This is a genomic window from Acinetobacter sp. UBA6571 (assembly GCF_002434085.1).
Classification (GTDB): domain Bacteria; phylum Pseudomonadota; class Gammaproteobacteria; order Pseudomonadales; family Moraxellaceae; genus Acinetobacter; species Acinetobacter radioresistens.
Window position 1 is genome coordinate 37,264 of record NZ_DJJJ01000055.1, and the last position, 21,529, is coordinate 58,792.

The 21,529-nt window shown below is 41.1% G+C and carries 22 protein-coding genes; 13 read left to right on the forward strand and 9 right to left on the reverse strand.

The annotated features are described in order from the left end of the window. Positions 1 to 203: 203 nt before the first annotated feature. Positions 204 to 1,154, reverse strand: coding sequence for a M28 family peptidase (locus B3X18_RS10275; protein WP_005027255.1), 951 nt, complete (start codon positions 1,152 to 1,154; stop codon positions 204 to 206). Positions 1,155 to 1,308: 154 nt separating this feature from the next. Between B3X18_RS10275 and rlmH the strand changes: the two genes are divergently transcribed. The 3 genes from rlmH (at position 1,309) to B3X18_RS10290 (ending at position 3,944) form a co-directional block, all read left to right on the forward strand. Then, complete coding sequence (rlmH, locus tag B3X18_RS10280) at positions 1,309 to 1,788, forward strand: 23S rRNA (pseudouridine(1915)-N(3))-methyltransferase RlmH (RefSeq protein ID WP_005019124.1); 480 nt, start codon at positions 1,309 to 1,311, stop codon at positions 1,786 to 1,788. A 117-nt stretch (positions 1,789 to 1,905) separates the two neighbouring features. Then, positions 1,906 to 2,682: a dioxygenase gene (locus B3X18_RS10285; RefSeq protein ID WP_005027257.1), complete on the forward strand. Its 777-nt coding sequence runs from the start codon at positions 1,906 to 1,908 to the stop codon at positions 2,680 to 2,682. 158 nt (positions 2,683 to 2,840) lie between these two features. Beyond that, a complete protein-coding gene (locus tag B3X18_RS10290) occupies positions 2,841 to 3,944 on the forward strand; it encodes an META and DUF4377 domain-containing protein (protein WP_005027260.1) in 1,104 nt (367 codons plus the stop codon). 67 nt (positions 3,945 to 4,011) lie between these two features. On the opposite strand, the gene gdhA is transcribed toward B3X18_RS10290, so the two are convergent. After that, complete coding sequence (gene gdhA / locus B3X18_RS10295) at positions 4,012 to 5,355, reverse strand: NADP-specific glutamate dehydrogenase (protein ID WP_005019118.1); 1,344 nt, start codon at positions 5,353 to 5,355, stop codon at positions 4,012 to 4,014. A gap of 335 nt (positions 5,356 to 5,690) precedes the next feature. Between gdhA and B3X18_RS10300 the strand changes: the two genes are divergently transcribed. Further along, entirely contained in the window at positions 5,691 to 6,491 is an 801-nt protein-coding gene (locus B3X18_RS10300; RefSeq protein ID WP_005019117.1) for an RnfABCDGE type electron transport complex subunit B, read from the forward strand. After that, the gene (nth, locus tag B3X18_RS10305; protein WP_005019116.1) at positions 6,488 to 7,204 is read left to right on the forward strand and encodes an endonuclease III; all 717 of its coding nucleotides are present in this window, start codon (positions 6,488 to 6,490) and stop codon (positions 7,202 to 7,204) included. Before B3X18_RS10300 ends, nth begins: the two co-directional genes overlap by 4 nt. A 7-nt stretch (positions 7,205 to 7,211) precedes the next feature. On the opposite strand, the gene B3X18_RS10310 is transcribed toward nth, so the two are convergent. The 4 genes from B3X18_RS10310 to B3X18_RS10325 form a co-directional block, all read right to left on the reverse strand. Beyond that, positions 7,212 to 7,397 carry a hypothetical protein gene (locus B3X18_RS10310; protein ID WP_005019115.1) on the reverse strand — a complete coding sequence of 62 codons (186 nt, stop codon included), beginning with the start codon at positions 7,395 to 7,397 and terminating at the stop codon, positions 7,212 to 7,214. A 91-nt stretch (positions 7,398 to 7,488) separates the two neighbouring features. Next, positions 7,489 to 8,148: an adenylate kinase gene (gene adk / locus B3X18_RS10315; protein ID WP_005019114.1), complete on the reverse strand. Its 660-nt coding sequence runs from the start codon at positions 8,146 to 8,148 to the stop codon at positions 7,489 to 7,491. Positions 8,149 to 8,254: 106 nt separating this feature from the next. Continuing rightward, the gene (locus B3X18_RS10320; RefSeq protein ID WP_005019113.1) at positions 8,255 to 9,568 is read right to left on the reverse strand and encodes a hypothetical protein; all 1,314 of its coding nucleotides are present in this window, start codon (positions 9,566 to 9,568) and stop codon (positions 8,255 to 8,257) included. A gap of 60 nt (positions 9,569 to 9,628) precedes the next feature. After that, the gene (locus tag B3X18_RS10325) at positions 9,629 to 10,141 is read right to left on the reverse strand and encodes a hypothetical protein (protein WP_005019112.1); all 513 of its coding nucleotides are present in this window, start codon (positions 10,139 to 10,141) and stop codon (positions 9,629 to 9,631) included. A gap of 238 nt (positions 10,142 to 10,379) precedes the next feature. On the opposite strand from B3X18_RS10325, the gene mrdA reads away from it, so the two are divergent. Further along, on the forward strand, positions 10,380 to 12,392 hold the full coding sequence (mrdA, locus tag B3X18_RS10330) for a penicillin-binding protein 2 (RefSeq protein WP_017400822.1): 2,013 nt from the start codon (positions 10,380 to 10,382) through the stop codon (positions 12,390 to 12,392). 2 nt (positions 12,393 to 12,394) lie between these two features. Further along, complete coding sequence (rsmD, locus tag B3X18_RS10335) at positions 12,395 to 12,946, forward strand: 16S rRNA (guanine(966)-N(2))-methyltransferase RsmD (protein ID WP_005027266.1); 552 nt, start codon at positions 12,395 to 12,397, stop codon at positions 12,944 to 12,946. Between the two features lie 19 nt (positions 12,947 to 12,965). Here rsmD and B3X18_RS10340 read toward each other — a convergent pair whose 3' ends face one another. Beyond that, positions 12,966 to 13,202, reverse strand: a complete 237-nt coding sequence (locus B3X18_RS10340) for a hypothetical protein (protein WP_005027268.1) — start codon at positions 13,200 to 13,202, stop codon at positions 12,966 to 12,968. 320 nt (positions 13,203 to 13,522) lie between these two features. Between B3X18_RS10340 and B3X18_RS10345 the strand changes: the two genes are divergently transcribed. After that, positions 13,523 to 14,284, forward strand: coding sequence for a 3-oxoacyl-ACP reductase (locus tag B3X18_RS10345; protein ID WP_034688721.1), 762 nt, complete (start codon positions 13,523 to 13,525; stop codon positions 14,282 to 14,284). Between the two features lie 143 nt (positions 14,285 to 14,427). Further along, positions 14,428 to 14,751 carry a hypothetical protein gene (locus tag B3X18_RS10350; protein WP_026055455.1) on the forward strand — a complete coding sequence of 108 codons (324 nt, stop codon included), beginning with the start codon at positions 14,428 to 14,430 and terminating at the stop codon, positions 14,749 to 14,751. 242 nt (positions 14,752 to 14,993) lie between these two features. Here B3X18_RS10350 and B3X18_RS10355 read toward each other — a convergent pair whose 3' ends face one another. Next, positions 14,994 to 15,575, reverse strand: a complete 582-nt coding sequence (locus B3X18_RS10355; protein WP_010699851.1) for a 1-acyl-sn-glycerol-3-phosphate acyltransferase — start codon at positions 15,573 to 15,575, stop codon at positions 14,994 to 14,996. 283 nt (positions 15,576 to 15,858) lie between these two features. Between B3X18_RS10355 and B3X18_RS10360 the strand changes: the two genes are divergently transcribed. Beyond that, a complete protein-coding gene (locus tag B3X18_RS10360) occupies positions 15,859 to 16,002 on the forward strand; it encodes a hypothetical protein (protein ID WP_005019096.1) in 144 nt (47 codons plus the stop codon). Between the two features lie 224 nt (positions 16,003 to 16,226). Next, positions 16,227 to 16,724 (forward strand): copper resistance protein NlpE, encoded by a 498-nt coding sequence (locus B3X18_RS10365; protein WP_005027279.1) that lies wholly within the window; start codon positions 16,227 to 16,229, stop codon positions 16,722 to 16,724. Between the two features lie 78 nt (positions 16,725 to 16,802). On the opposite strand, the gene B3X18_RS10370 is transcribed toward B3X18_RS10365, so the two are convergent. Continuing rightward, positions 16,803 to 18,407: an isocitrate lyase gene (locus tag B3X18_RS10370; protein WP_005027281.1), complete on the reverse strand. Its 1,605-nt coding sequence runs from the start codon at positions 18,405 to 18,407 to the stop codon at positions 16,803 to 16,805. A gap of 578 nt (positions 18,408 to 18,985) precedes the next feature. Here B3X18_RS10370 and B3X18_RS10375 point away from each other — a divergent pair. Both B3X18_RS10375 and B3X18_RS10380 read left to right on the forward strand, forming a co-directional pair. Then, on the forward strand, positions 18,986 to 19,978 hold the full coding sequence (locus tag B3X18_RS10375; protein WP_005019090.1) for a LysR family transcriptional regulator: 993 nt from the start codon (positions 18,986 to 18,988) through the stop codon (positions 19,976 to 19,978). Between the two features lie 124 nt (positions 19,979 to 20,102). Then, entirely contained in the window at positions 20,103 to 21,425 is a 1,323-nt protein-coding gene (locus B3X18_RS10380; protein WP_005027283.1) for a hemolysin family protein, read from the forward strand. Positions 21,426 to 21,529: the final 104 nt, after the last annotated feature.

Here is a 21,529-nt window from a genome sequence, read left to right on the forward strand (position 1 = left end):
ATAGTATGTGTAGCCTTTATTTTAGCTTGAAAAAGCTGAGCAGTTTCCCCATCTTATTCAGTATAGACATACGGTTCTGTGGGTTTTAATTTTTCTCACAACGTACACTAAATGGCCATCTGTATCTCCAGACGGATGGCCTATTTCGCAGTCCTTTTAGCCCCTTTTAAGGACTGCGTTTTTTTGTCTTAAATACTTTAATTTTAGAAGTTAGATTCAAGAATGGTAGAGGCTAAGCCGTTAATTACCTGAGCCATCTTTACAGTATCAAGCTTATCAATACGGTCCTCTTGTGTATGGTAAAACTTGTTGCGGTATTTTCCGGTATCTGTAATCAGAATTGCCGGAATATCAAATTGCCAATAGTTAAAATGGTCAGAAAAGTCTGCCCCTGCCAGAAATGAAGGTGTTACCATACGCTGGCAATCCAGCTGGTTTAACTTCTGCATTGATGCACAGTAAGCATTCCCGATTTCACTTGACTGTATATTACTTAAGGTTGCAATAAAATTAGCATGACTTGGATATATCCATTTCATGCCTGCCGGATACTGCTGTACATTCTTAATATCATAGTAGCCTATCATATCAAGTATGAAAGCTGCCTTAATCTGCTCTTTTTGCTGCTGTACCGATTTGGCATGAATATAACTTCCCATTTGTGCAGTTTTAAAAAATGGCTGCTCTTTTAAGGTATAAAAGACAAATTCGATATTATGCTTTAAGGAAGAGCGCTCTGCTGCCAGAATGCGTGCTATTTCAAGTACACCGGCGACTCCGGAGGCGTTGGCATCTGCTCCAGAAGTTTTTTCAAAAGCATCATAATGCGCACCGATAATTATTTTATCTGAGCGGCCAACATTGATATAGCACAAGACATTTCGATAATTTTTTCCGTATACTTCATAAGTCTGATAGTTACAGGGTATACCGAACAGACGCATCTGCTCTTTTAATCCTGCTGATATCCGATTAAGTTCCTCTACATTTTTATAATTTCGTGCAACTCCCGGCCGAATAATCTGGTTCATGTAAACTGTTAGATTAGAAGGATCTGCCTGCTTAAAAGATGTGCTTAGATCAGCTGCTGCTACACATGAAAAAAAACCACTTATAATTAAAATTAAGTATCTGTATATCAACCGATTCCACATTCGCTTATTTTTCCATTTGTTATCATGACAGGCTTGTTGTTCGTATGGGCAACCTGCCCTTCTGGTTATTTTCCAGCTTCATTATGTCTTTTTGTATCAGTACAGATAGCATTTCAACGTTATAATAATGTTATTTTGATACCAAACAGCAGTTATGAAAATCCGTATTTTAACCATAGGTCAAAAAATGCCAGCTTGGGTTTTGACTGGCTTTGAAGATTACTTCAAACGTATTCAACCGTTTGTACAAACTCAGGTCATTGAGTTACCCATGGCTAAACGCGGCAAGAATGACTCAGACGCAGATATATTAAAATATTGCCAGATTGAGGGTGAAAGTATTCTCGCTACGCTTAAACCCAGCGAAATTCTGATTGCTCTAGAAGTGGGTGGAAAAGAGCTCAGCACCGAGAAGCTGGCTGAAACAATGAAAGGCTGGATGCTTGAAGGACACGATATAGCTCTGGCAATCGGTGGACCGGATGGGCTTTCAGATCAAGTCCGTAAAACAGCAGCTTGGCACTGGTCACTCTCCAAGCTGACTTTACCTCACCCTTTAGTCCGAGTGATGTTGATCGAACAGCTTTATCGGGCAATGAGTATTAATCATAATCATCCTTATCATCGCGCTTGAATATTCTTAATCCCATAATTGCATTTTTGAAACATACCGTTGAAATAAAGCTTCTTTAATAAGCGGCTTTTTTTCTGCATCATGAAGTTTAATTTAAATTGCTCAGGTCAGGCGCTCATGAATTTACAGACTCTCCCCGGTTTATTTATTTCGCATGGTTCTCCCATGCTCGCTCTTGATCCGGAACAGGTGGGACCTGCCTTAGAACGTTTGAGCATTAACCTGCCTAAACCGGAAGCTATTATTGTAATGTCGGCTCACTGGGAAAGTCAGGCCCTGGAAGTGAGTATAGCAACGCGTCCCGAAACCTGGCATGATTTTCGTGGCTTTCCAGCCGAGCTTTATGAAATTCACTATCGTGCTCCGGGTAACCCGGAACTGGCCGAAGAAATTTTGCATCTGTTTGCTGAAGCACAGATACAGGCACATGCAAACAATATCCGCCCGCGTGACCATGGTGTCTGGATGCCTTTATTGCACATGTATCCCGAAGCAGAAATTCCGGTAATCGAGATTTCGCTGCCTATGGGCATGAGTGCTGATGAGATTTATCAAATTGGGCAGGTGCTGGCGCCTCTACGTGAACGACAAATTTTATTGATTGGTTCAGGTAACATTACTCATAATCTGGCCGAGTTAAACTGGCACGGTAATACGTCTGAAGTACCTGAATGGGCTTCGACTTTTCGCAACCATGTGGTGAGTAAACTTAGCCATAGCAGTTATGATGAAGTACTTGAATGGCAACATTTGCCTTATATTGCACGGAATCATCCCACTCTTGAGCATTTAGCTCCCCTTTTCTTTGCTATGGGTACTGGCTCAAGATTCAGTTTGGTTCATAGCAGTTTTTCTATGGGGGCTCTAGGAATGGATATTTACAGGTTTGATTAGTACAAATATTCACTATGATTAGAAAAACTTCATTTGAAACCCTCATTTGAAGTTACAAAACAATACGTTTTAAAACTAAAAACCTAACCAGTCCGGTTTTTATGAGCTGAACGATGCCTTAAGCTATGCTCTAATTTAGTTGTAACAAAAGATTTAAAATGAAATTGAAATATTTGTTTCTTGCCCTGCTTCCTTTTTCTTTAATGGCTTGCCAATCTATTCAGCCGCATCAAAAGCAGCCACATGTCTCACAACAAGCCGATACTGAGCAGCAGCTCTCTGCCTATAGCTGGACTTACCAGAATTCTCAAGCTTCTAAACCTCTAGTCATCAATTTTATAGATAATCATCAGTTATCTATACAGACTGGCTGTAACGGACAAGGCGGCAGCTGGAAAATTGAAGAAGGTAAATTGGTAACTTCTCATCTGATTTCAACCATGATGGCCTGCCAGTCAGACTTAATGAAACAGGAACAGCTCTCTAGCAGTATCTTCAATGAAGCACGTTCAAATTTTGATATTAGCTTAGCGAATGGTCAGGCCATTTTAACCATTACAGATACAAAGGGACAAAAGCACGTGTTTAAAGGTAGTAAAATGCTTGAACATAGTGCTTTAACTTCTTATAACTGGACCTATCAACCGGAAGGTTCCAAAGAACCTATCCTGTTGAATTTTTCCAATGACCGGATTGGAATTGATACCGGATGTAACCGTCAGGGTACAAGCTGGAAAATTGAAAATGGTCAGCTATTGACTGGTGACTTAGTTTCAACACAGATGGCATGTGATCCGGTATTAATGAAACAGGAGCAGTTCTCCAGTTCCCTATTTCAAAAACGCAGTATTCCTTTTGAACTCAATCTGGCGAACCCTGAACAGCCCACCCTGATCTTGAAAGATACCCAAGGTCAAAGTTATACATTTAAGGGTAACATGACCCCTGAAGCTCAATATCAGTCTCAAGGTGAAACTATTTTTCTAGAAATAGCACCTGAAACCAAGTCATGTACAGGAGTTGCACCACAAACCTGCCTGCAAGTGCGTGAAATCAAATATGATGATAAAGGTATAAAAACACAGGTCGATAAAGATTGGACACTATTTTATGATCATATTGAAGGTTTTAAGCATGAACCTAATCAGCGAGTCATCGTACGGGTAAAGCGCTATGAACGTAAAAATGTTGCTGCCGATCAATCAAAATATGCGTATGTGCATGATATGACTGTAGAACAGGAAACTATTAAAAAGCCTTAAGTTTATATCTAAATAATAAAAAACCGATGCCAATGCATCGGTTTTTTATAAGTAATTTTAGAAAAACTTAGTATACGCCCTGTGCCAGCATGGCATCAGCAACTTTTACGAAACCAGCAATGTTAGCACCATCTACATAATTGACAGTACCATCTTCCTGGGTACCATATTTTACACAGTTGCGGTGAATCTCTTTCATGATCGCATGCAGACGCTCATCCACCTCTTCAAAGCTCCAGCCTAAACGCAGTGCATTCTGAGACATCTCTAAACCTGAGGTAGCCACGCCGCCTGCATTTGATGCCTTGCCTGGTGCATAAAGAATTTTTGCTTTAACAAACTCTTCTACTGCTTCAAGGGTAGAAGGCATGTTGGCACCTTCGGCCACACACATCACTCCATTGGCTAACAGTTGACGTGCATCATCACCATCGAGTTCATTTTGTGTAGCACATGGTAGTGCGATGTCGCATTTAATTCCCCAAGGACGTTTACCTTCAAGATATTCAAATCCATGCTTGGAAGCGAATTCTGACATACGGCCACGCTTCACATTTTTAAGTTCCATGACCTCTGCAAGTAATTCATCAGTAAAGCCATCTTTTACGTAGACAGTACCGTTTGAATCAGACAGGGATACTACTTTAGCACCCAAGAACATAGCCTTGTCTGCAGCATATTGGGCAACATTACCAGAACCCGAGATTGCAACCACTTTACCCTGAAAAACCTCGTTACGGGTTTTAAGCATTTCTTCTGCAAAATATACAGTACCGTAACCGGTAGCCTCGGGACGGGCCAGACTGCCACCAAATGACAGACCTTTACCCGTGAATACAGATGAAGTGTCATTGCTGAGTTTTTTCATCATGCCGGCCATGTAGCCAACTTCGCGACCGCCTACTCCAATATCCCCCGCAGGAATATCGGTATTTGAGCCTAAATGACGATAAAGCTCGATCATTAATGCTTGGCAAAAACGCATGATTTCACCTTCTGACTTACCTTTAGGGTCAAAATCAGAACCGCCCTTACCACCACCCATTGGTAATGTGGTCAATGCATTTTTAAAAGTTTGCTCGAAACCAAGAAACTTAAGAATAGAAAGGTTTACAGAAGGATGGAAGCGCATTCCACCTTTGAATGGCCCAATTGCCGAATTATATTGTACTCGAAATGCACGGTTAACCTGAGTTTGACCTTGGTCATCTACCCAGGAAACACGAAACTGGATTGCACGTTCTGGTTCGACTAAACGCTCAAGCAGGCCATGTTCTGCATAACTTGGGTTCTTTTCAATAAAAGGCCATAAACTGGTCATCACCTCTTCTACAGCTTGTAAAAACTCTGGTTGATGTGGATCACGTGCTTTGACGTAGTCTAAGAAGTCGTTAAGGCTGTTATATTTCAACGCTTAGTCCTCTGCAGAAAGGTGATTCAAAATTGTGCAAAAATTTACTCAAAGTGATATATTTTGGCGCAAATTATTAAATATCGTTTACACTGCTAGCACAAGACTTTTTTAAAAAAAGTTTAATTAAAATGATAATTAAATTACTTTTTTTTATGAATTATATCACTTTTAATCATAATTCTGATCAGTTAATCACTTGTCAATATTACCCATTTACTGAAACATTACAGTGAAACTCGGCAAATTATAGCGCTGAGATATGTTAAAATACTATTTCTGATCAGGCATTTTTCTGCTTTTCCTGTTTTTTGCTGTGCACTTATGATTTGACCATGAATTCAACCATTTCCATGATTCGCCAAATTGATGCCCTTCTACCACAAACCCAATGCGGACTATGTGGGCATCGTGATGGATGCCTGCCTTATGCGCAGGCTATTGCTGAAGGTGAAGCCGCCAATAAATGCATTCCTGGGGGGCAGCCGGTAGCAGATGCTTTGGCAAAACTGCTCGATCGTGGAGCACTAAAAGCTGAAGAAAGTGTCTGGCCAATTCAGGCGGATGGACGTCCGCAACGCATGAAAGCAGTAATTCGTGAAGATGAATGTATTGGTTGTACCAAATGTATTAGTGCTTGCCCAGTGGATGCCATTATAGGCAGTGGTAAGCTCATGCATACTGTATTGACTGACCTGTGTACTGGCTGTGAATTGTGTATTCCCCCCTGCCCGGTTGACTGTATCGACCTGATTGAAGATGTTCAGCCCTTGCCTACAGAAGATTTACGGATTCAGGAGCAGAACGATTTACGCCGCCGTTATTATGCGCATATCCAACGTGAGGAAACTCGACGGATGTATCGGAAAGGTCCTGTTGTACGTGCGGAGATCGACAGCGAACTGTTTGCACGCTTCTCCCAGCAGACTGATGCAGTTCCAGCGATTGAAGTAAAACAGAAAGATATATCTGTTCAGAACACGGTAAGTGCACAGACAACAATTGAACTCGCCAAAATACGTACACAGATTAAAAAACTGGAAAAACAGCTCTCTGTACGTGAAGATGCACAAAAACAGACACAGCTAATAGAATTAAACCGGCAGTTACAGGCTCTACAGGAATCGTCAAAATGAGTACAGTAACCAGCAAACCTGTAAAAAAAATGAATAAAAAACAGGTTTATACTTTTTTTGAGCGTTTACGCCAGCAGCGCCCTCACCCTACCACCGAACTCAGGTTTTCTAGCCCTTTTGAGCTACTGGTTGCAGTTACACTTTCGGCTCAGGCTACGGATGTAAGTGTAAATAAAGCAACCGACAAACTTTTTCCTGTGGCTAATACTCCGGAGGCCATCTATGCCTTAGGTGTCGAGGGTTTAAAAGCCTATATCAAGACAATTGGCCTTTATAATGCCAAAGCAGAAAATGTGATTAAAGCCTGTAAAATTCTGATTGAACAGCATAATGGCCAAGTTCCAGAAACTCGTGCAGAGCTTGAAGCTTTGCCTGGTGTAGGCCGTAAGACAGCCAATGTAGTACTCAATACCGCATTTGGGCAGCCGACTATGGCTGTAGATACTCATATTTTTCGAGTAGGTAACCGGACTGGCCTCGCACCAGGTAAGAACGTACTAGAAGTCGAGCAGCAGCTATTAAAAGTAATACCGAAAGAATTTATAGTTGATGCACATCACTGGCTGATTTTACACGGTCGTTACACCTGCATAGCACGTAAGCCAAAATGTTTTGAATGTGTGGTGGCCGATGTATGTAACTGGCCGGACCGTTATGCCTTGGGCGCAGAACAGGCCATCACCACATTAATTCCACAACTTTCAGATAAGTAAGATATTTTTATTTCTTCTGCTTTTGCTGTGCCTGAAGTTTAGGATGCAGTCGACGTTTAGGCGCTGGTCTGTTGGCTTTTTCCTGAGCTTCCTGCTTTTCTACAGCACGTAACATTTTTTGACTTTGATAAAGTAAGGCCAGCAAGATAATAAAAAAAACAATGACCAAGATAATCAAGCCAATTTTCAGCATTGATCCATCCTCTGCTCTGCATAAAATAAAAGAGCCCTAATATGGCTTAGGACCCTTTTAAAGTCAAAAGAATCTCGAGCTTACCCGAGTTTTATTTGGTCTGGTCTAAAATAGCAAACAGTTCAGTCTGAACTTCATCAATAGCACGCAAGCCATTTAATTTATTATAAGTTGGCGCATTTTCACCAGAGGCGGCACGGCCTTGATAAAAACCTACCAGCTGCTCAGTTTCAGTATGATATGAACCTAAACGCTTACGAATAGTTTCTTCAAGATCATCCGGACGCTGTACCAGATCTTCACCAGTTTCATCATCCTTACCTTCTACCTTAGGCGGGTTATAGACGATGTGGTATACACGGCCAGAGGCAGGATGCTGACGACGACCAGAAAGACGTTTTACAATTTCTTCGTCCGGCACATCGATTTCAATGACATGATCGATGGCTATGCCTTCTTTTTCCAGCGCTTCAGCTTGCGGAATGGTACGAGGAAAGCCGTCAAAGATACAACCATTTTCACAATCTGGCTGAGCAATGCGTTCTTTAACTAGTCCGATGATCAGCTCATCAGACACCAGACCACCAGCATCCATCACACTTTTAGCTTTAAGACCTAATTCAGTACCTTCACGAATTGCAGCACGGAGCATATCACCGGTTGAAATTTGTGGGATATTGTAGCGCTTACAGATCAACTGAGCCTGAGTGCCTTTGCCTGCTCCAGGTGGTCCGAGTAAGATAATGCGCATAAAAAAACATCCTCATTTTAACAATGTATTCGACATTTACATAATAACTAGCGTTGTAATTGTCATTTCTTGTGGCGACTCTTTATAAGAAGGAAGCCATCAACAATTATAAAAAGGCGACAAACAAATGTATTAAACCAGCGAAAAATCCGGTTACACCGCCCAATACAATCAGAATCCACTCATCTTCCTGAAACGCAGGGCGTAACAGGTTCTGGAATTCTTTAGGCGTCAATTCGCGAATACGGTCTCTAAACATTTGATAGATCTTCTGTGCACGGCTCGCATTGAATGCCGGGTCACACACAGGCACCATCGTAATTTCAATTGAGCGATCGATCAAGTCTGTCTTGAGTCTTGCGTATTCTTTTGGCCCTAAAGACAGCTGTAACGATGTCCGAACCAGCGGAGTTTCCATAATTTCATTAATATGACGTTTTACAATACGACGGGTTTTCTCTCTACGGGTACCGTACATCATTTCGGTCATAATCGATTTTAAAGTAATGAGGTCTTCAGTCACTACTCTTGCAAATACATCAGAGACCTCATCCTGACGCTTCATAAAAGCGCCTTGCATATTATAACGGCCTATACGCAAGACAGGTACAATCCACGGGAATTTACGGTCTTTAGTTAAACGGAATAACTGTGGATAGCGAATGTAATGTGGCTCTACCGGGTTAAACACCATCCAGATTGCAATCCAGTTGGTCAGGAACCCCCAGATGGATGCCCAGAAAGGAACTGTCCAGTGCCAAGGCACTACAAACCAGACAATCATCTGGAAGATACCAAAAAACATACCAATCAGGGCACTAATATGCCAGATAAAGTTAATCTCTTTCTGGCCAACTTTCAGAAACATGCGAACCATGAGCAAACGGTCACCTTCCATCTGGCGAACCACCATCTCACGCATATTGACTAGAGATTCTACATTGAGGGTAAGCTCAGTGACCAGGTCATGCAGAACAACCGGAAGCTGCTTATGGGCCTGTGCGTAAATACGGCGTTTAATTGAATAAGGCAGATTTTCCCAGAGCACAGCATTACGGTCCAGCATAACCTCATCAATCAGGTGTTCCAGTTCAAAACCAACCTGCTCACCAATAATACGTGCCATATCGGCTGGGTCCATTGCCTCGAGAAACTCTTGAAGCGACCCAAGTTTAGATAAGGTATTGTCAGTGATAATGCCCGAAATACGGCCAGCTTTACGCGGCACAATTCCTTGCCAGCCAATTGGAATAGGACCTAAGTAAAAGCCCCAGAAATTGATTGGATAAAACACCATTTTCAGTGCCATCCAGACATGGGCCCAAGTAACAAAAGCTGTGACAGGAATAATGCTGAGCACGGCCCAAAAATCAGGTCGATTTGAAAAGGTTTGCCACAGTTCACTGACGTACTCTAACATGCATGACTCTCGTATTTATTTCTATTCGCTAAATTATTCACGTTATCAAGTTCGCTATTTTTACTTCAGGCCAAAACTCAGGGTGTAAGAAAATTGTAGTTGAGGTTCAGTATCGGCAGTTACTTCACCCGCCTGGTTCTTAAACTTTTCTGCCGCTCCCAGTCCGACACTTAAAGTACTGATCCGTTCAGGACTGAGCCAGACATATGCTAAATCTATACCAGCACCTAAACGAGACTTGTACTCGTTATTGTTAAATTGACTGTCGAGATGTCCCAGATAGGCACCGATATAGTAACCGTTTTTAGCTTCTCCGGTGAAATAATATGGATAACGGAAGCCAACTTGGGCACCAAACGGATTATCATCGTCCAGAAAAACACCAGCTTTAGTGTAAGCAATACCATATTGATTAACCCATTCAGCATTTAGATGAAGAAGCTCCTGGGTTATCCCTGCGCCTACATTCCAGCTAGCAGCGTCCCCTGCTCCCAGCTTGGCCTGAAGTAAATTTTGGGCATGGGCAGCATTCACCAGCACAAAGAGTGCCAGTAAGGGATAGATTTTTCTCATTATTTTCTCCATTTTCCCTGTAAAAACAACAGCAGTCCAGCTGGCCTAACTCCTGACTTTAACAGAATTAATATGCTTGTTATATACAGCACTTTAGAATTTTGCTGTCTATAAAGTCAAAGAATGGGCAGCTTATTTATTTTTTACTTTATTTAAAAATAACTGATCATTCCAAATGATGATAGGCTAAAATAGCCGGTCATTTGTTCTCCCTGTACGTTTGGTCAAAGTACGCCGTATGAAGCAGCATTTCCCCCTTAAAAATGAACAGCAGGAAAAGCGGATTTATCGTAGCCGCATTTTCATCACAATGGGTATTGTGGCGTTCTTTTTACTTTTACTCGCAGGACATTACGCATATTTGCAGATTGCGCATTATGACGAGTTCAGTACAGCTTCAGATAAAAACCGTATTCGCCTGCAACCGATTGCACCTGCCCGCGGCTATATATATGACCGAAACGGTATTCTTCTGGCTGATAATTATCCGGTATTTTCAGCGACCATGAGCCGTGCAGATATCGAAGATATTGAGGCTACGCTGGCGCGTCTTACTCCAGTTTTAAGTCTGACTCCTGAAGATATTGCCCGTTTTGAAAGCCGAATCAAAGCTTCCAGAAAAACTGAACGTGTGGCAATCAAAATGAATCTGACCGAGACAGATATTGCCAAGTTTAGCGAATTAAAATATCAGTTTCCGGGAGTCAATATTGAAACCCAGATGACTCGTTATTATCCACATGGTGACCTATTTGCCCATGTTATTGGTTATGTGGGCCGGATTAATGATAAAGAACTTAAGAAAATTGATAAAGATCTGTATGCCGGCACCAACCTGATTGGAAAAATTGGTGTTGAAAAGTCCTATGAAGAACTGCTGCATGGTATTCCTGGGAACGAGTCAGTTGAGGCAGATGCACATGGTAATGTGTTACGCAATTTGGGACGTAAAGACCCGGTTCGTGGTAATGACCTTTACCTCTCTATTGATTATGGCCTGCAAGTGGTTGCCACAGAACAGCTGGCTGGCCGTCGTGGCGCCATTGTTGCCCTTGATCCTCGTACTGGTGAAATTCTGGCGCTGGTTTCCAGTCCCAGCTTTAATCCGAATTTATTTGTAACTGGTATCAGCCATACAGACTATAGCGGTCTCCGTGATAATCTGGACCAGCCTTTATATAATCGTGCCGTACAGGGAGCTTATCCTCCAGGTTCAACCATCAAACCCATGTTTGGATTAGGTGGTATTCATTATGGTTATGTCGACTGGAATACTGCTATTTCTGATCCAGGTTACTTTACTTTGCCCGGTGACAGCCACCGTTTCCGTGACCATAAAAAAACTGGTCATGGCATGGTAAATTTGCATAAAGCTCAAAATGTATCATGCGATACTTACTTTTATGTGCTTTCTTACCGTATGGGTATTGAGAAAATGAATGCCTGGATGCGTCAGTTTGGTTTTGGTGAAAAAACTGGCGTAGATCTGCCTAGCGAAAGCGAAGGTCTGTATCCTAATCCTGAATGGAAAATGCGTACCCGTAAAGCAAAATGGCTTAAAGGTGAAACAATTTCAGTCAGTATTGGCCAAGGTGCATTTACTGCCTCTCCCCTACAACTGGCTCTTGCCACAGCTATTACGGCCAATCAGGGCTCCCGGGTAACGCCTCATGTTTTACGTGAGACCCGCGGGACCAAAACTTACCATGTGCATAACGGCACCAATGGAAAAATCCAGTTTAATGGAACACCTGAAGACTGGATCAAGATGCGTGAGGCCATGGTGGATGTAATTCAAACCGGTACAGGTAAAGGAATCCGTAGTGGCCTGTCTTATCACATTGCCGGAAAAACAGGGACAGCACAGGTTAAAAGTATTGCACAAGGCAAGCGTTATAATGAATCCTTGCTTACTGAACGCCAGCTTGATCATGGCTTATTTGTAGGATTTGCACCTGCTGAAAATCCTGAAATTGCCATTGCGGTAGTTTGGGAAAATGGCCGTCATGGTGGTTCCGCTGCACAGCTCGCCCGCCCCATTTTCGATTACTGGCTGGTCAAAAAAGAGAAAAATCCGATCCGCCCAAGTGCACACCAGATCAGCGGTGGCTTGATGACTGCCGGTATTAAACCGGCAGAGCTACCTAGTGGTACTACAGGCCTCCCTTCACCTGAAACAGCATCCGGTACAAACCAGCCTGTTGTTCAATCCAATACGGTCAGCCGCGTACAAAATGTAGAGAGTGATTAAAGATGAAAAACCAGCTCCGCATTATTGGTGGTGAATGGAAACGGCGTCAACTGCCATTTGCCAGTATTGAAGGCTTACGGCCTACCCCAGACCGGGTACGTGAAACGCTGTTTAACTGGCTCATGTGGGAAATCCAGAATGTCCATGTTCTAGATATCTGTGCAGGTTCCGGTGCACTTGCTTTTGAGGCTTTATCACGCGGTGCTGCTTCAGTTGTTATGATTGAACCCAACACTATACAGGCCAGCTTCCTTCAGCAAAACCGTCAGCTGTTAAAAGCTGAAAACAGCCAGCTCAAGATTGCGACTGCACAACAGGTTTTACCTACACTTCAACAAAGCTTTGATGTAGTGTTTTTAGACCCTCCCTATAGCTTGGACTTGTGGCAGGAACTTGCTGAGCTAGCTGATCCACTCATTAAAGATCAGGCTTATATTTATGTAGAAGCAGATCGGGAGTTACAGCGGCTCCAGTTGCCTGTGAACTGGCAACTGCTTAAGCAAACTAGGGCTGGCACAGTAAGAGCCGGTCTTTACCAGAAACAGAGTAAATAACGTAGACCTAGTTCTATTGTTATGGCCGTAGGTTACGGTTTCCCTGTAAACGGCTCCCCCGACCAGACTGGATAAGATTAGGTCGTGGCCGGCCATTTTTAACATCTTCAGTCATCCGGCTGTTTCCAGCCTGTAAATTAAAATGGTACACCGGTGAAGAAGATTTTACAGACTGTTCCGGATAATCATTCATATGCGCCGCAACAGCTCCACTGAATACCGCCATGGTTAACCATAGTAAGAACAGCTGCTTCATCTTACCTCCTGAATTACTTATTAATAAAAAATGAGTATGAAAGGGTTTTATGAAGAATTAGCCAATACAATGTTGCCGAATCTTTCAGTCTCTTTAAGCTCTGCAAACTTTCTTCACTTTTTGTTCATTATTTATTTTTATATTAAATTACAGATATTTAAAATATTATTTCCAACTTCTAATTTAAAAGAAGAATTACAATGGCGTATATCAGCCCATTACAGGCCGAATGCGATTTCAACAGGGTTTAAAATAGCTTTCATTTTTATCTTTTACCCATAAATTGCTATTTTAACTAAAAAGTTACAGGACAAAGTTATATGAATATTCAAGAACAGGTAGTACTGGTGACGGGAGGAGCCCGTGGTTTAGGCATAGCGATCACTCAAGCATTAGTGAGTCAGGGAGCCCGTGTAGTAGTTAACTATATGAGCAGTCATGAAACAGCACGACAGTTACAACAAGATTTTCCAGAACAGATTTTTATTTATCAGGCTGATGTGACCAATTCTTCTCAGGTACAGGCCATGTTTAAAGCTGCTAAACAGCATTTCGGGCAGGCAGTTAACTCGGTCATCAATAATGCCTTGGTTCAATTCCAGTTTAATGGGGATGCGCGTCCCAAAATAGAAGAGCTAAGCTGGCAGACAATACAAAACCAGTTTGAAGGTGCAGTGAAGGCCGCAATAAATACTACGCAAGCTGCATTTACTGATATGAAAGCCGAACATTTTGGTCGTATTATCAATATTGGTACTAATCTGGTTCAGAATCCGATAGTCCCCTATCATGACTATACTACTGCAAAAGCTGCATTATTAGCCTTTACTCGCACTGCTTCACATGATTTAGGGCCATATGGTATTAATGTAAATATGCTTTCTGGCGGCCTGTTACAAGCTACAGACGCCAGCCGAGCCACACCAGATGAAGTCTTTCAACTTATTGCAGCCTCTACACCACTACGAAGGGTGGTTACACCTCAAGAATTTGCAGATGCCATTTTAATGTTTTTGTCCCCATTTGCACGTGCAGTGACGGGCCAGAATCTGATTGTAGATGGTGGATTAGTTAAAGGATAAGACGACTCTGTTTAATAAATTTAGGAATACTGCTGATTTATTCAACAAGCAGACATAAAATCCAGAAAATTTTACTGCTCTCAACAGCAGTATAAACAGGAAGTCGTTACAATACCGCCCTTTTTATGCTGCATGAAAAAGTAATGAAAATTTTAGCATTATTTTCCAGCCTAATCCTTTTGACTGGCTGTTCATTTGGCTCATCCGCTGAGCTTAAACGAGCAGAGAAGCTGTTCAGCCAGTTTGAATGCAATAATATTGAAAGTACTCAGATTACTCACAGCGATATTAATACTTATCACCAGCAGTCTCTTGGAGCCACTAAAGCCAAAGTAAGAAGCTATATAGAAAATTATAAGGATGGAGAAGCAGAGCTCGATATGCCTCTTGATGAAGTTGTAGCACAACAATATCAACTTTATAAGGCGGCTTGCGAATCGTTAGGGGGAATTAGTCCAGATGAATAAAGTGGGAGAATTTATAATTAAGGTTTTAAGACTTAATATCACGCGCCTATTAAAAAATAACGGATTCTATTATTGTTAAGTTCTCTGCTGCTTATACTTGGCGCTGAAACAACATAATCACTCTTCAACCTAGTAAACTCGTTTTATTATGCTAGAACAAGCCATTAGGACTACCATTAAGATATATTTTATAGAAAACAGACTTGAGTCTGTTTTCTATATTCAGGAAAAAGTAAGCAAAATCAATTTAGATAACGTACATCAACACTGAACTTTTCTGGAAATTTAGGCTCGATATTGGCATAAAACTGCATAATTTCCTGCATATCCTGCTCATAATTTCCAGTCGGGTAAATGATTTTACCGACTCCTGCCCGTTTCTTTTGATAGTCCATATAAGCAAGCGCAATTGGAACACCGGCAGTCATTGCAATATGATAAAAACCAGTTTTCCAGTTTTCTTGCTTGGCTCGTGTGCCTTCTGGTGTTACCAGCATTACCAGATGAGGATGTTCTTTAAACAGGTCAGCCATCAGCTGCACCATACTTGCCCGGGCTTGTCCTTCTTTTTTTGGACTGCGGTCAATTCCAATACCGCCCATAGCACGAACAAACGGTCCTAGAGGAAACTTCATATAACTGTCTTTAATAGTAATACGTACATTAACCCCTAAAACTTTTAAGGCCAGCCGGGCATAAACAGCATCCCAATTACTGGTATGCGGCGCAGCAATCATTACACACTGTTCAAGACCTTGTGGCCATTGATTATCTGTTTCCCACCCCATCAGGCCCAAGCTATATTCTGCAATTTTTCTTAACACTCAAGCTTACCCACTTTCTAAAAGGAGGCAGATTCTAACAATTTATTCTGTATAAAAGAGGGAGATTCAATCTAAATTTGATCAAAATACATGCAATTAATATATATATGTATAAATTTAATTTTTATCTGATCCAAGACTAATATAAGAATAATTTGCGAAATAAAATAGCGTTATTTTAGACCTAACATTGTTTAACACTTAAATACAGATCTCTACTCGTGACACAGACTTAATACTTCTATATTGAATCTATAAAATAGCCATGTTAGAGGTAATTCTTATGACTACACCAAATGCTGCGAATGATAATCCCCATGTTCAGCATACGGACAATACTCATGAAAAATTCTCTGAAAAAGAAGAACAACAGAAAGAACAACAGCAGAAAGAAATTGATAAAGGAATTCCTCAAAAGCAGAAATAACTTTGTACCAAGCTTCTAACTTCTAGTTGACCAGATCATTCCAACATAACCAAATTAGTTAAAGACAGGCCAGTTTTGGCCTGTAACTATTTTAGTAGCATTTTATTTACAGTGTTGTAGTAATTTCTAATGATGACCTATAAGTCGAAATACTTACTCTATTAAACTACTTATATCAATTTATCTATATAAATTATTTATTCACGAACTGCCAAGAGGGAATAATGAAAAAGACTATCTGTATTTTTGCGATCTCATCTATTTTCTTTACGGCCTGTAGTACAAATGAGCAGGCTACTCAACATTCTGAAAAGGATAATGACCGACATGCTACTACTGTAATGACGCCTACTCCATCGACTTCTCGTAAAGCTCAAATGGCGGATAGCGCCCATAATGTTGAAAACTCACTCGACTGGGAAGGTGAATATGAAGGTATATTACCTTGTGCTGACTGCGAAGGCATTAAAACAGAGCTGGAATTGCATGCCGATAAAACCTATGAATTAACAGAAGAATATTTAGGTAAAGGGCCAAATAATAAATTTAAGGTACGTGGGCTGTTCCATTTTGATGCTGCTAACCCTTCTCTAGTTGTACTGGATCAGGCTGGTGATCAGCGTAAATATTTTATTGGTGAAAGCTTTGCTGAATTGCGCGATCGCATTACTGGTGAAAAAATAGATAGCAAGCTGAATTACACCTTGAAGAAAGAATTTTAAAAAAATTTATTTTAGTTCTTTAACGTCGACCAAATAAAAACCCCGCAGAAGCGGGGTTTTTTTGAATCAGCTTAAACCTTAGTGGTTAGCAAACTGGTTCATTGTGTTTTTCGCATCGTCGCCCGCTTTAAGCGCGTTATCACCAGCGAAAATTTCTTTATGATCATCACCGATATCAGAACCCGCCATTGCTTGGTGTTTCACACAAGCGATGCCACCACGGATTTCTTTGCGCTGTACACCAGCAACATAAGCCAACATGCCTTCAGAACCGAAGTAACCTTGAGCCAGCTCATGAGTAGAGAGCGCAGCTGTATGATAAGTCGGCAATGTGATCAAGTGATGGAATACACCTGCTTCACGAGAAGCATCTGCCTGGAAGGTACGGATTTTCGCATCAGCTTCGGCAGCCAGTTCAGAATCGTCATACTCAGCGCTCATCAATTTAGCGCGATCATATGCAGAAACGTCCTTACCTTCAGCAACCCAACGGTCGTAAGCTTGTTGACGGAAGTTTAAAGTCCAGTTGAACGATGGAGAGTTGTTATAAACAAGCTTCGCATTTGGAACAACTTCTTTCACACGGTTAACCATGTGTGCAATTTCTTCAACGTTTGGTGTTGCAGTCTCGATCCACAGCAAGTCAGCACCGTTTTGCAGGCTGGTTACACAGTCAAGTACAACGCGGTCGATTTGAGTACCTTCACGGAACTGGTACAGACCAGATGCCAAACGTTTAGGACGGTGTAATTTACCATCACGTTTAATCAGGATTTCATCTTCTTGAGCTTCAGAGATATCAATTTCAGTTGTATCCAGGTAGCTGATGTATTGAGAAGCGATGTCGCCTGGCTCTTTAACCACTGGGATTTTTTGAGTCAGGTCAGCGCCTTCAGAGTCAGTACGTGCAACGATGATACCGTCTTCAAGACCCATTTCCAGGAATGCATAACGAAGCGCGTGAATTTTCGCAATAAAGTCTTCATGTGGAACTGTTACTTTACCAGCCTGGTGACCACATTGTTTCGCGTCAGAAACCTGGTTTTCGATTTGAAGTGCGCAAGCACCCGCTTCGATCATTTTCTTGGCAAGCAGGTAAGTTGCTTCTTCATTACCAAAACCAGCATCGATGTCAGCAATAATTGGTACAACATGAGTTTCGAAGTTATCAATCTGGCTAGTAATTTCAGCAACTTTTGCAGAATCACCCGCTTCTTTAGCTTTATTTAAAGCACGGAACAGATCATTCAGTTCTTTCGCATCGGCTTGACGCAAGAACGTATAGATTTCTTCGATCAATGCAGGAACAGAAGTTTTTTCATGCATAGACTGGTCAGGAAGTGGACCGAACTCTGAACGAAGTGCAGCAACCATCCAACCAGAAAGGTAGATATAGCGACGTTCAGTTGTACCGAAGTATTTTTTGTTCGCAATCATTTTTTGTTGTGCGATGAAACCGTGCCAGCAACCCAAAGATTGAGTATATTTGCTAGAGTCAGCATCATAAGCAGCCATATCACGACGCATAATAGCAGCTGTATATTTAGCAATATCTAAACCGGTTTTGAAACGGTTTTGTAGTTGCATACGAGCAGCATCTTCTGGGCTGATATCACGCCAAGTGTCGCCAAATTTAGCTTTTAATTCACGTACTGCATCTATCGCTGTTTGATATGTAGTCATGATATTTTCCTGTATTCATTTTAGGAGTTCATCAATCGAGGCACTAAATCATACTCGGTATAATTTGTTTAGATTTAGAACACTTCGTTACGATGAACACAGCTTAGTGGTGATAAAAAAATTAATCCAATATTCTCCATTGATTTTCAATATTTTTTTAGAAAATACCTAGATCAAAGTCGTATTATAATTATGTTTCAATATATTACACCATTGTTTTTATTAAATTATTTTAAATAAGATTTGACTTTTAATGTTTAATATTTAGCCATTTTTTTGTTTGTTAGACTTAAGTTGAGTGCTTTTATAGTTCCAAGTAGGGCTTACAAATTAAGAGAAAAAATTATCATTCAAGGTTTTTTATAAAAATACATTTGTATATAGATTGAACTTTTAAATTTTTACTCCATTTAAAGTTAAATAATTATTCTAATCAATAAAATTGGATTTTTACTGATCAATACCTTTTAAACTTATTCAGATTATTTATCTGAATTTTTCAGTGCTTTTAGCACAAATATATTTAACTGTGGCATAATTCAATATGATTTAACATTTTTATTTTCGGTATTTATTTTATGAATCTTGAGCGGGTAGACCTGAATCTACTAATTTATCTTGATGTCCTTCTTCGCGAAAAAAATGTAACTCGTGCAGCAGAACAACTCGGGGTAACCCAGCCCGCCATGAGTAATATTTTACGTCGTTTACGTAACCTGTTCAATGATCCACTGCTGATCCGTTCATCTGAGGGTATGACCCCGACTGAACGTGCTTTAGAGTTACAGCCGCGTATTCGTGATGCGCTGGCTGATCTTTCCATGATTCTGGAGCCACGTACCGAATTTCGTCCTTATACGTCTAATCGCGTATTTCGCATTATGACTTCAGATTATGCTGAAGCAACCTTGGTACCACGTCTGGTCAAGGCCTTGCGCTCAGAAGCACCTAATGTTGTGCTGGACTTCTTAACACCAAGCGATGTGTCTTACCGTGATATGGAGCAAGGTAAAGTTGACTTGGCCATTAACCGTTTTAATGAGATTCCACAGAGTTTTCATCAGGTACTGGTGTGGCGTGACAGTTATTCTTGTCTGCTGAATAACAAGCATCCCGCCATGAACAATCTGAACCTGAAAAGTTATCTGGATGCCCAGCATATCTGGGTGTCTAAAACAGGTATGGGCGTTGGTTTTGGGGTGAATCCTGAGAAACAGGCCGGACTGGGCTGGATTGATCAAGCTTTAGAACGTATTGGCCAGAAACGCAAGATTTCAGTTTTTACCCGGCATTACCAGATGCCGGCGCTCTTGGCTGCAAATGTTGATCTGATTGCGACATTACCAACACGTATCGCACGTCTACAGGCGAAAAGCCAAAATCTGATTATTAAAGATCCGCCATTTTATATTCCTGAGTTTGAGCTGAAGATGGCATGGTGCCCGCTTTTGCATCATCACCCTGCCCATCGCTGGTTACGTCAGTTAATTTTATATGTAGCCCGTCAGATGATTGAAGATGAAAACCGAGAATTTCTGATGAATAATTCACAATTATCACCTCATTACTAGAGAGTAAATTTCTTTATTTTCTATTTTTCGGTTTATACTCTAAGGCTTAAGGAGAATTCTTATTCCTTAAGCCTTTTTTGTGTTAAAACAATTTCATAATAACGATGAATCACACAGGTGTCTTGTGAGCCTTTTTCAAAATATTGTCATCATTATTCTCCTGATCATTGGTGCAGGTTTTCTCTCATTAACTGAAATTGCACTGGCTGGCGCTCGTCGGGTCAAGCTCAAGATTCTGGCAGAATCCGGAGACGAGCGGGCAACTAAAGTTTTAATGTTACAAGAGCAGTCGGCAGACTTCTTCGCAGCTTCTCAAATTGGTCTAAATGCGGTAGCAATTTTAGGTGGTATTTTAGGTGAGGCTGCTTTCCGCCCTTATTTTGTAAATCTGATTGACCGTTTTTATGAAGGGCCCTGGACAGAAACGATAGGTTTTGCTCTTTCCTTTACGCTGGTAACTTCACTTTTTATTCTGTTCGCAGATCTTATGCCAAAACGTCTGGCCATGATTGCGCCTGAGAAAATTGCTGTTTCGGTGATTAATCCTATACAGATTTTTATCAAGGTCTGTAAACCTTTGGCTTGGTTCATTAATGCAATTGCCAATACTTTGTTTCGGCTATTTAAGGTAAATACCACCAGGGAAGATAATATTACTTTTGATGATATTTCTGCCGTAATGGATGCAGGTGCACAGGCGGGTGTCCTGCAAAAACAGGAACATCATTTTATTGAAAATGTTTTTGAGCTAGAAGAACGTAACGTACCCTCAAGTATGACCACCCGCGAAAATGTAGTGTACTTTACTTTAAAAGAGTCCGAGGCCAGCATTCGTCAGAAATTGGGAGAGTATCCCTATTCAAAATTTCTGGTTTGTAATGAACATATCGATGAAGTAATTGGCTATGTAGACGCCAAAGATATATTGGTACGAATTTTAAATAACCAGTCCCTGCTTCAACTCAATGAAAATACCATACGTACTGTATTGACCATACCAGATTCGCTAACGCTTTCTGAACTGCTTGACCGTTTTCGTTCAACCAAAGAAAAGTTTGCAGTTGTTATTAATGAATATGCTTTGGTGGTCGGGGTAATTACTTTAAGTGATATTATGATTACTGTTATGGGGGATTGGGTGACGCCACTTGAAGAAGAACAGCAAATCATTAAACGGGATAATAATTCCTGGTTAATTGATGGCAGTACCCCCATCGAAGATTTGAAACATGCCCTCGAAATTGATGAAATGCCGGATGAAGACAACTATGAAACCTTAGCTGGTTTTATGATGTACCAGCTCCGCAAGATTCCACGCCCTGCCGATGTAGTAATTTATACCAACTACAAGTTCGAAGTCGTGGATGTTGACCATTTCAAAATAGACCAGCTTCTAGTGACCCGTATGCTGGAACCAAATGCTACGCCTTCTACAGAGCAGGAATAAGAGAATTTTATAGGAATAAAAATAACAGGAGACTTATCCCCTATATTTCTCTAATTTTTTCTGCCATCTAACGTGTGGCACAAATGATTAGATAAAGAGAAATT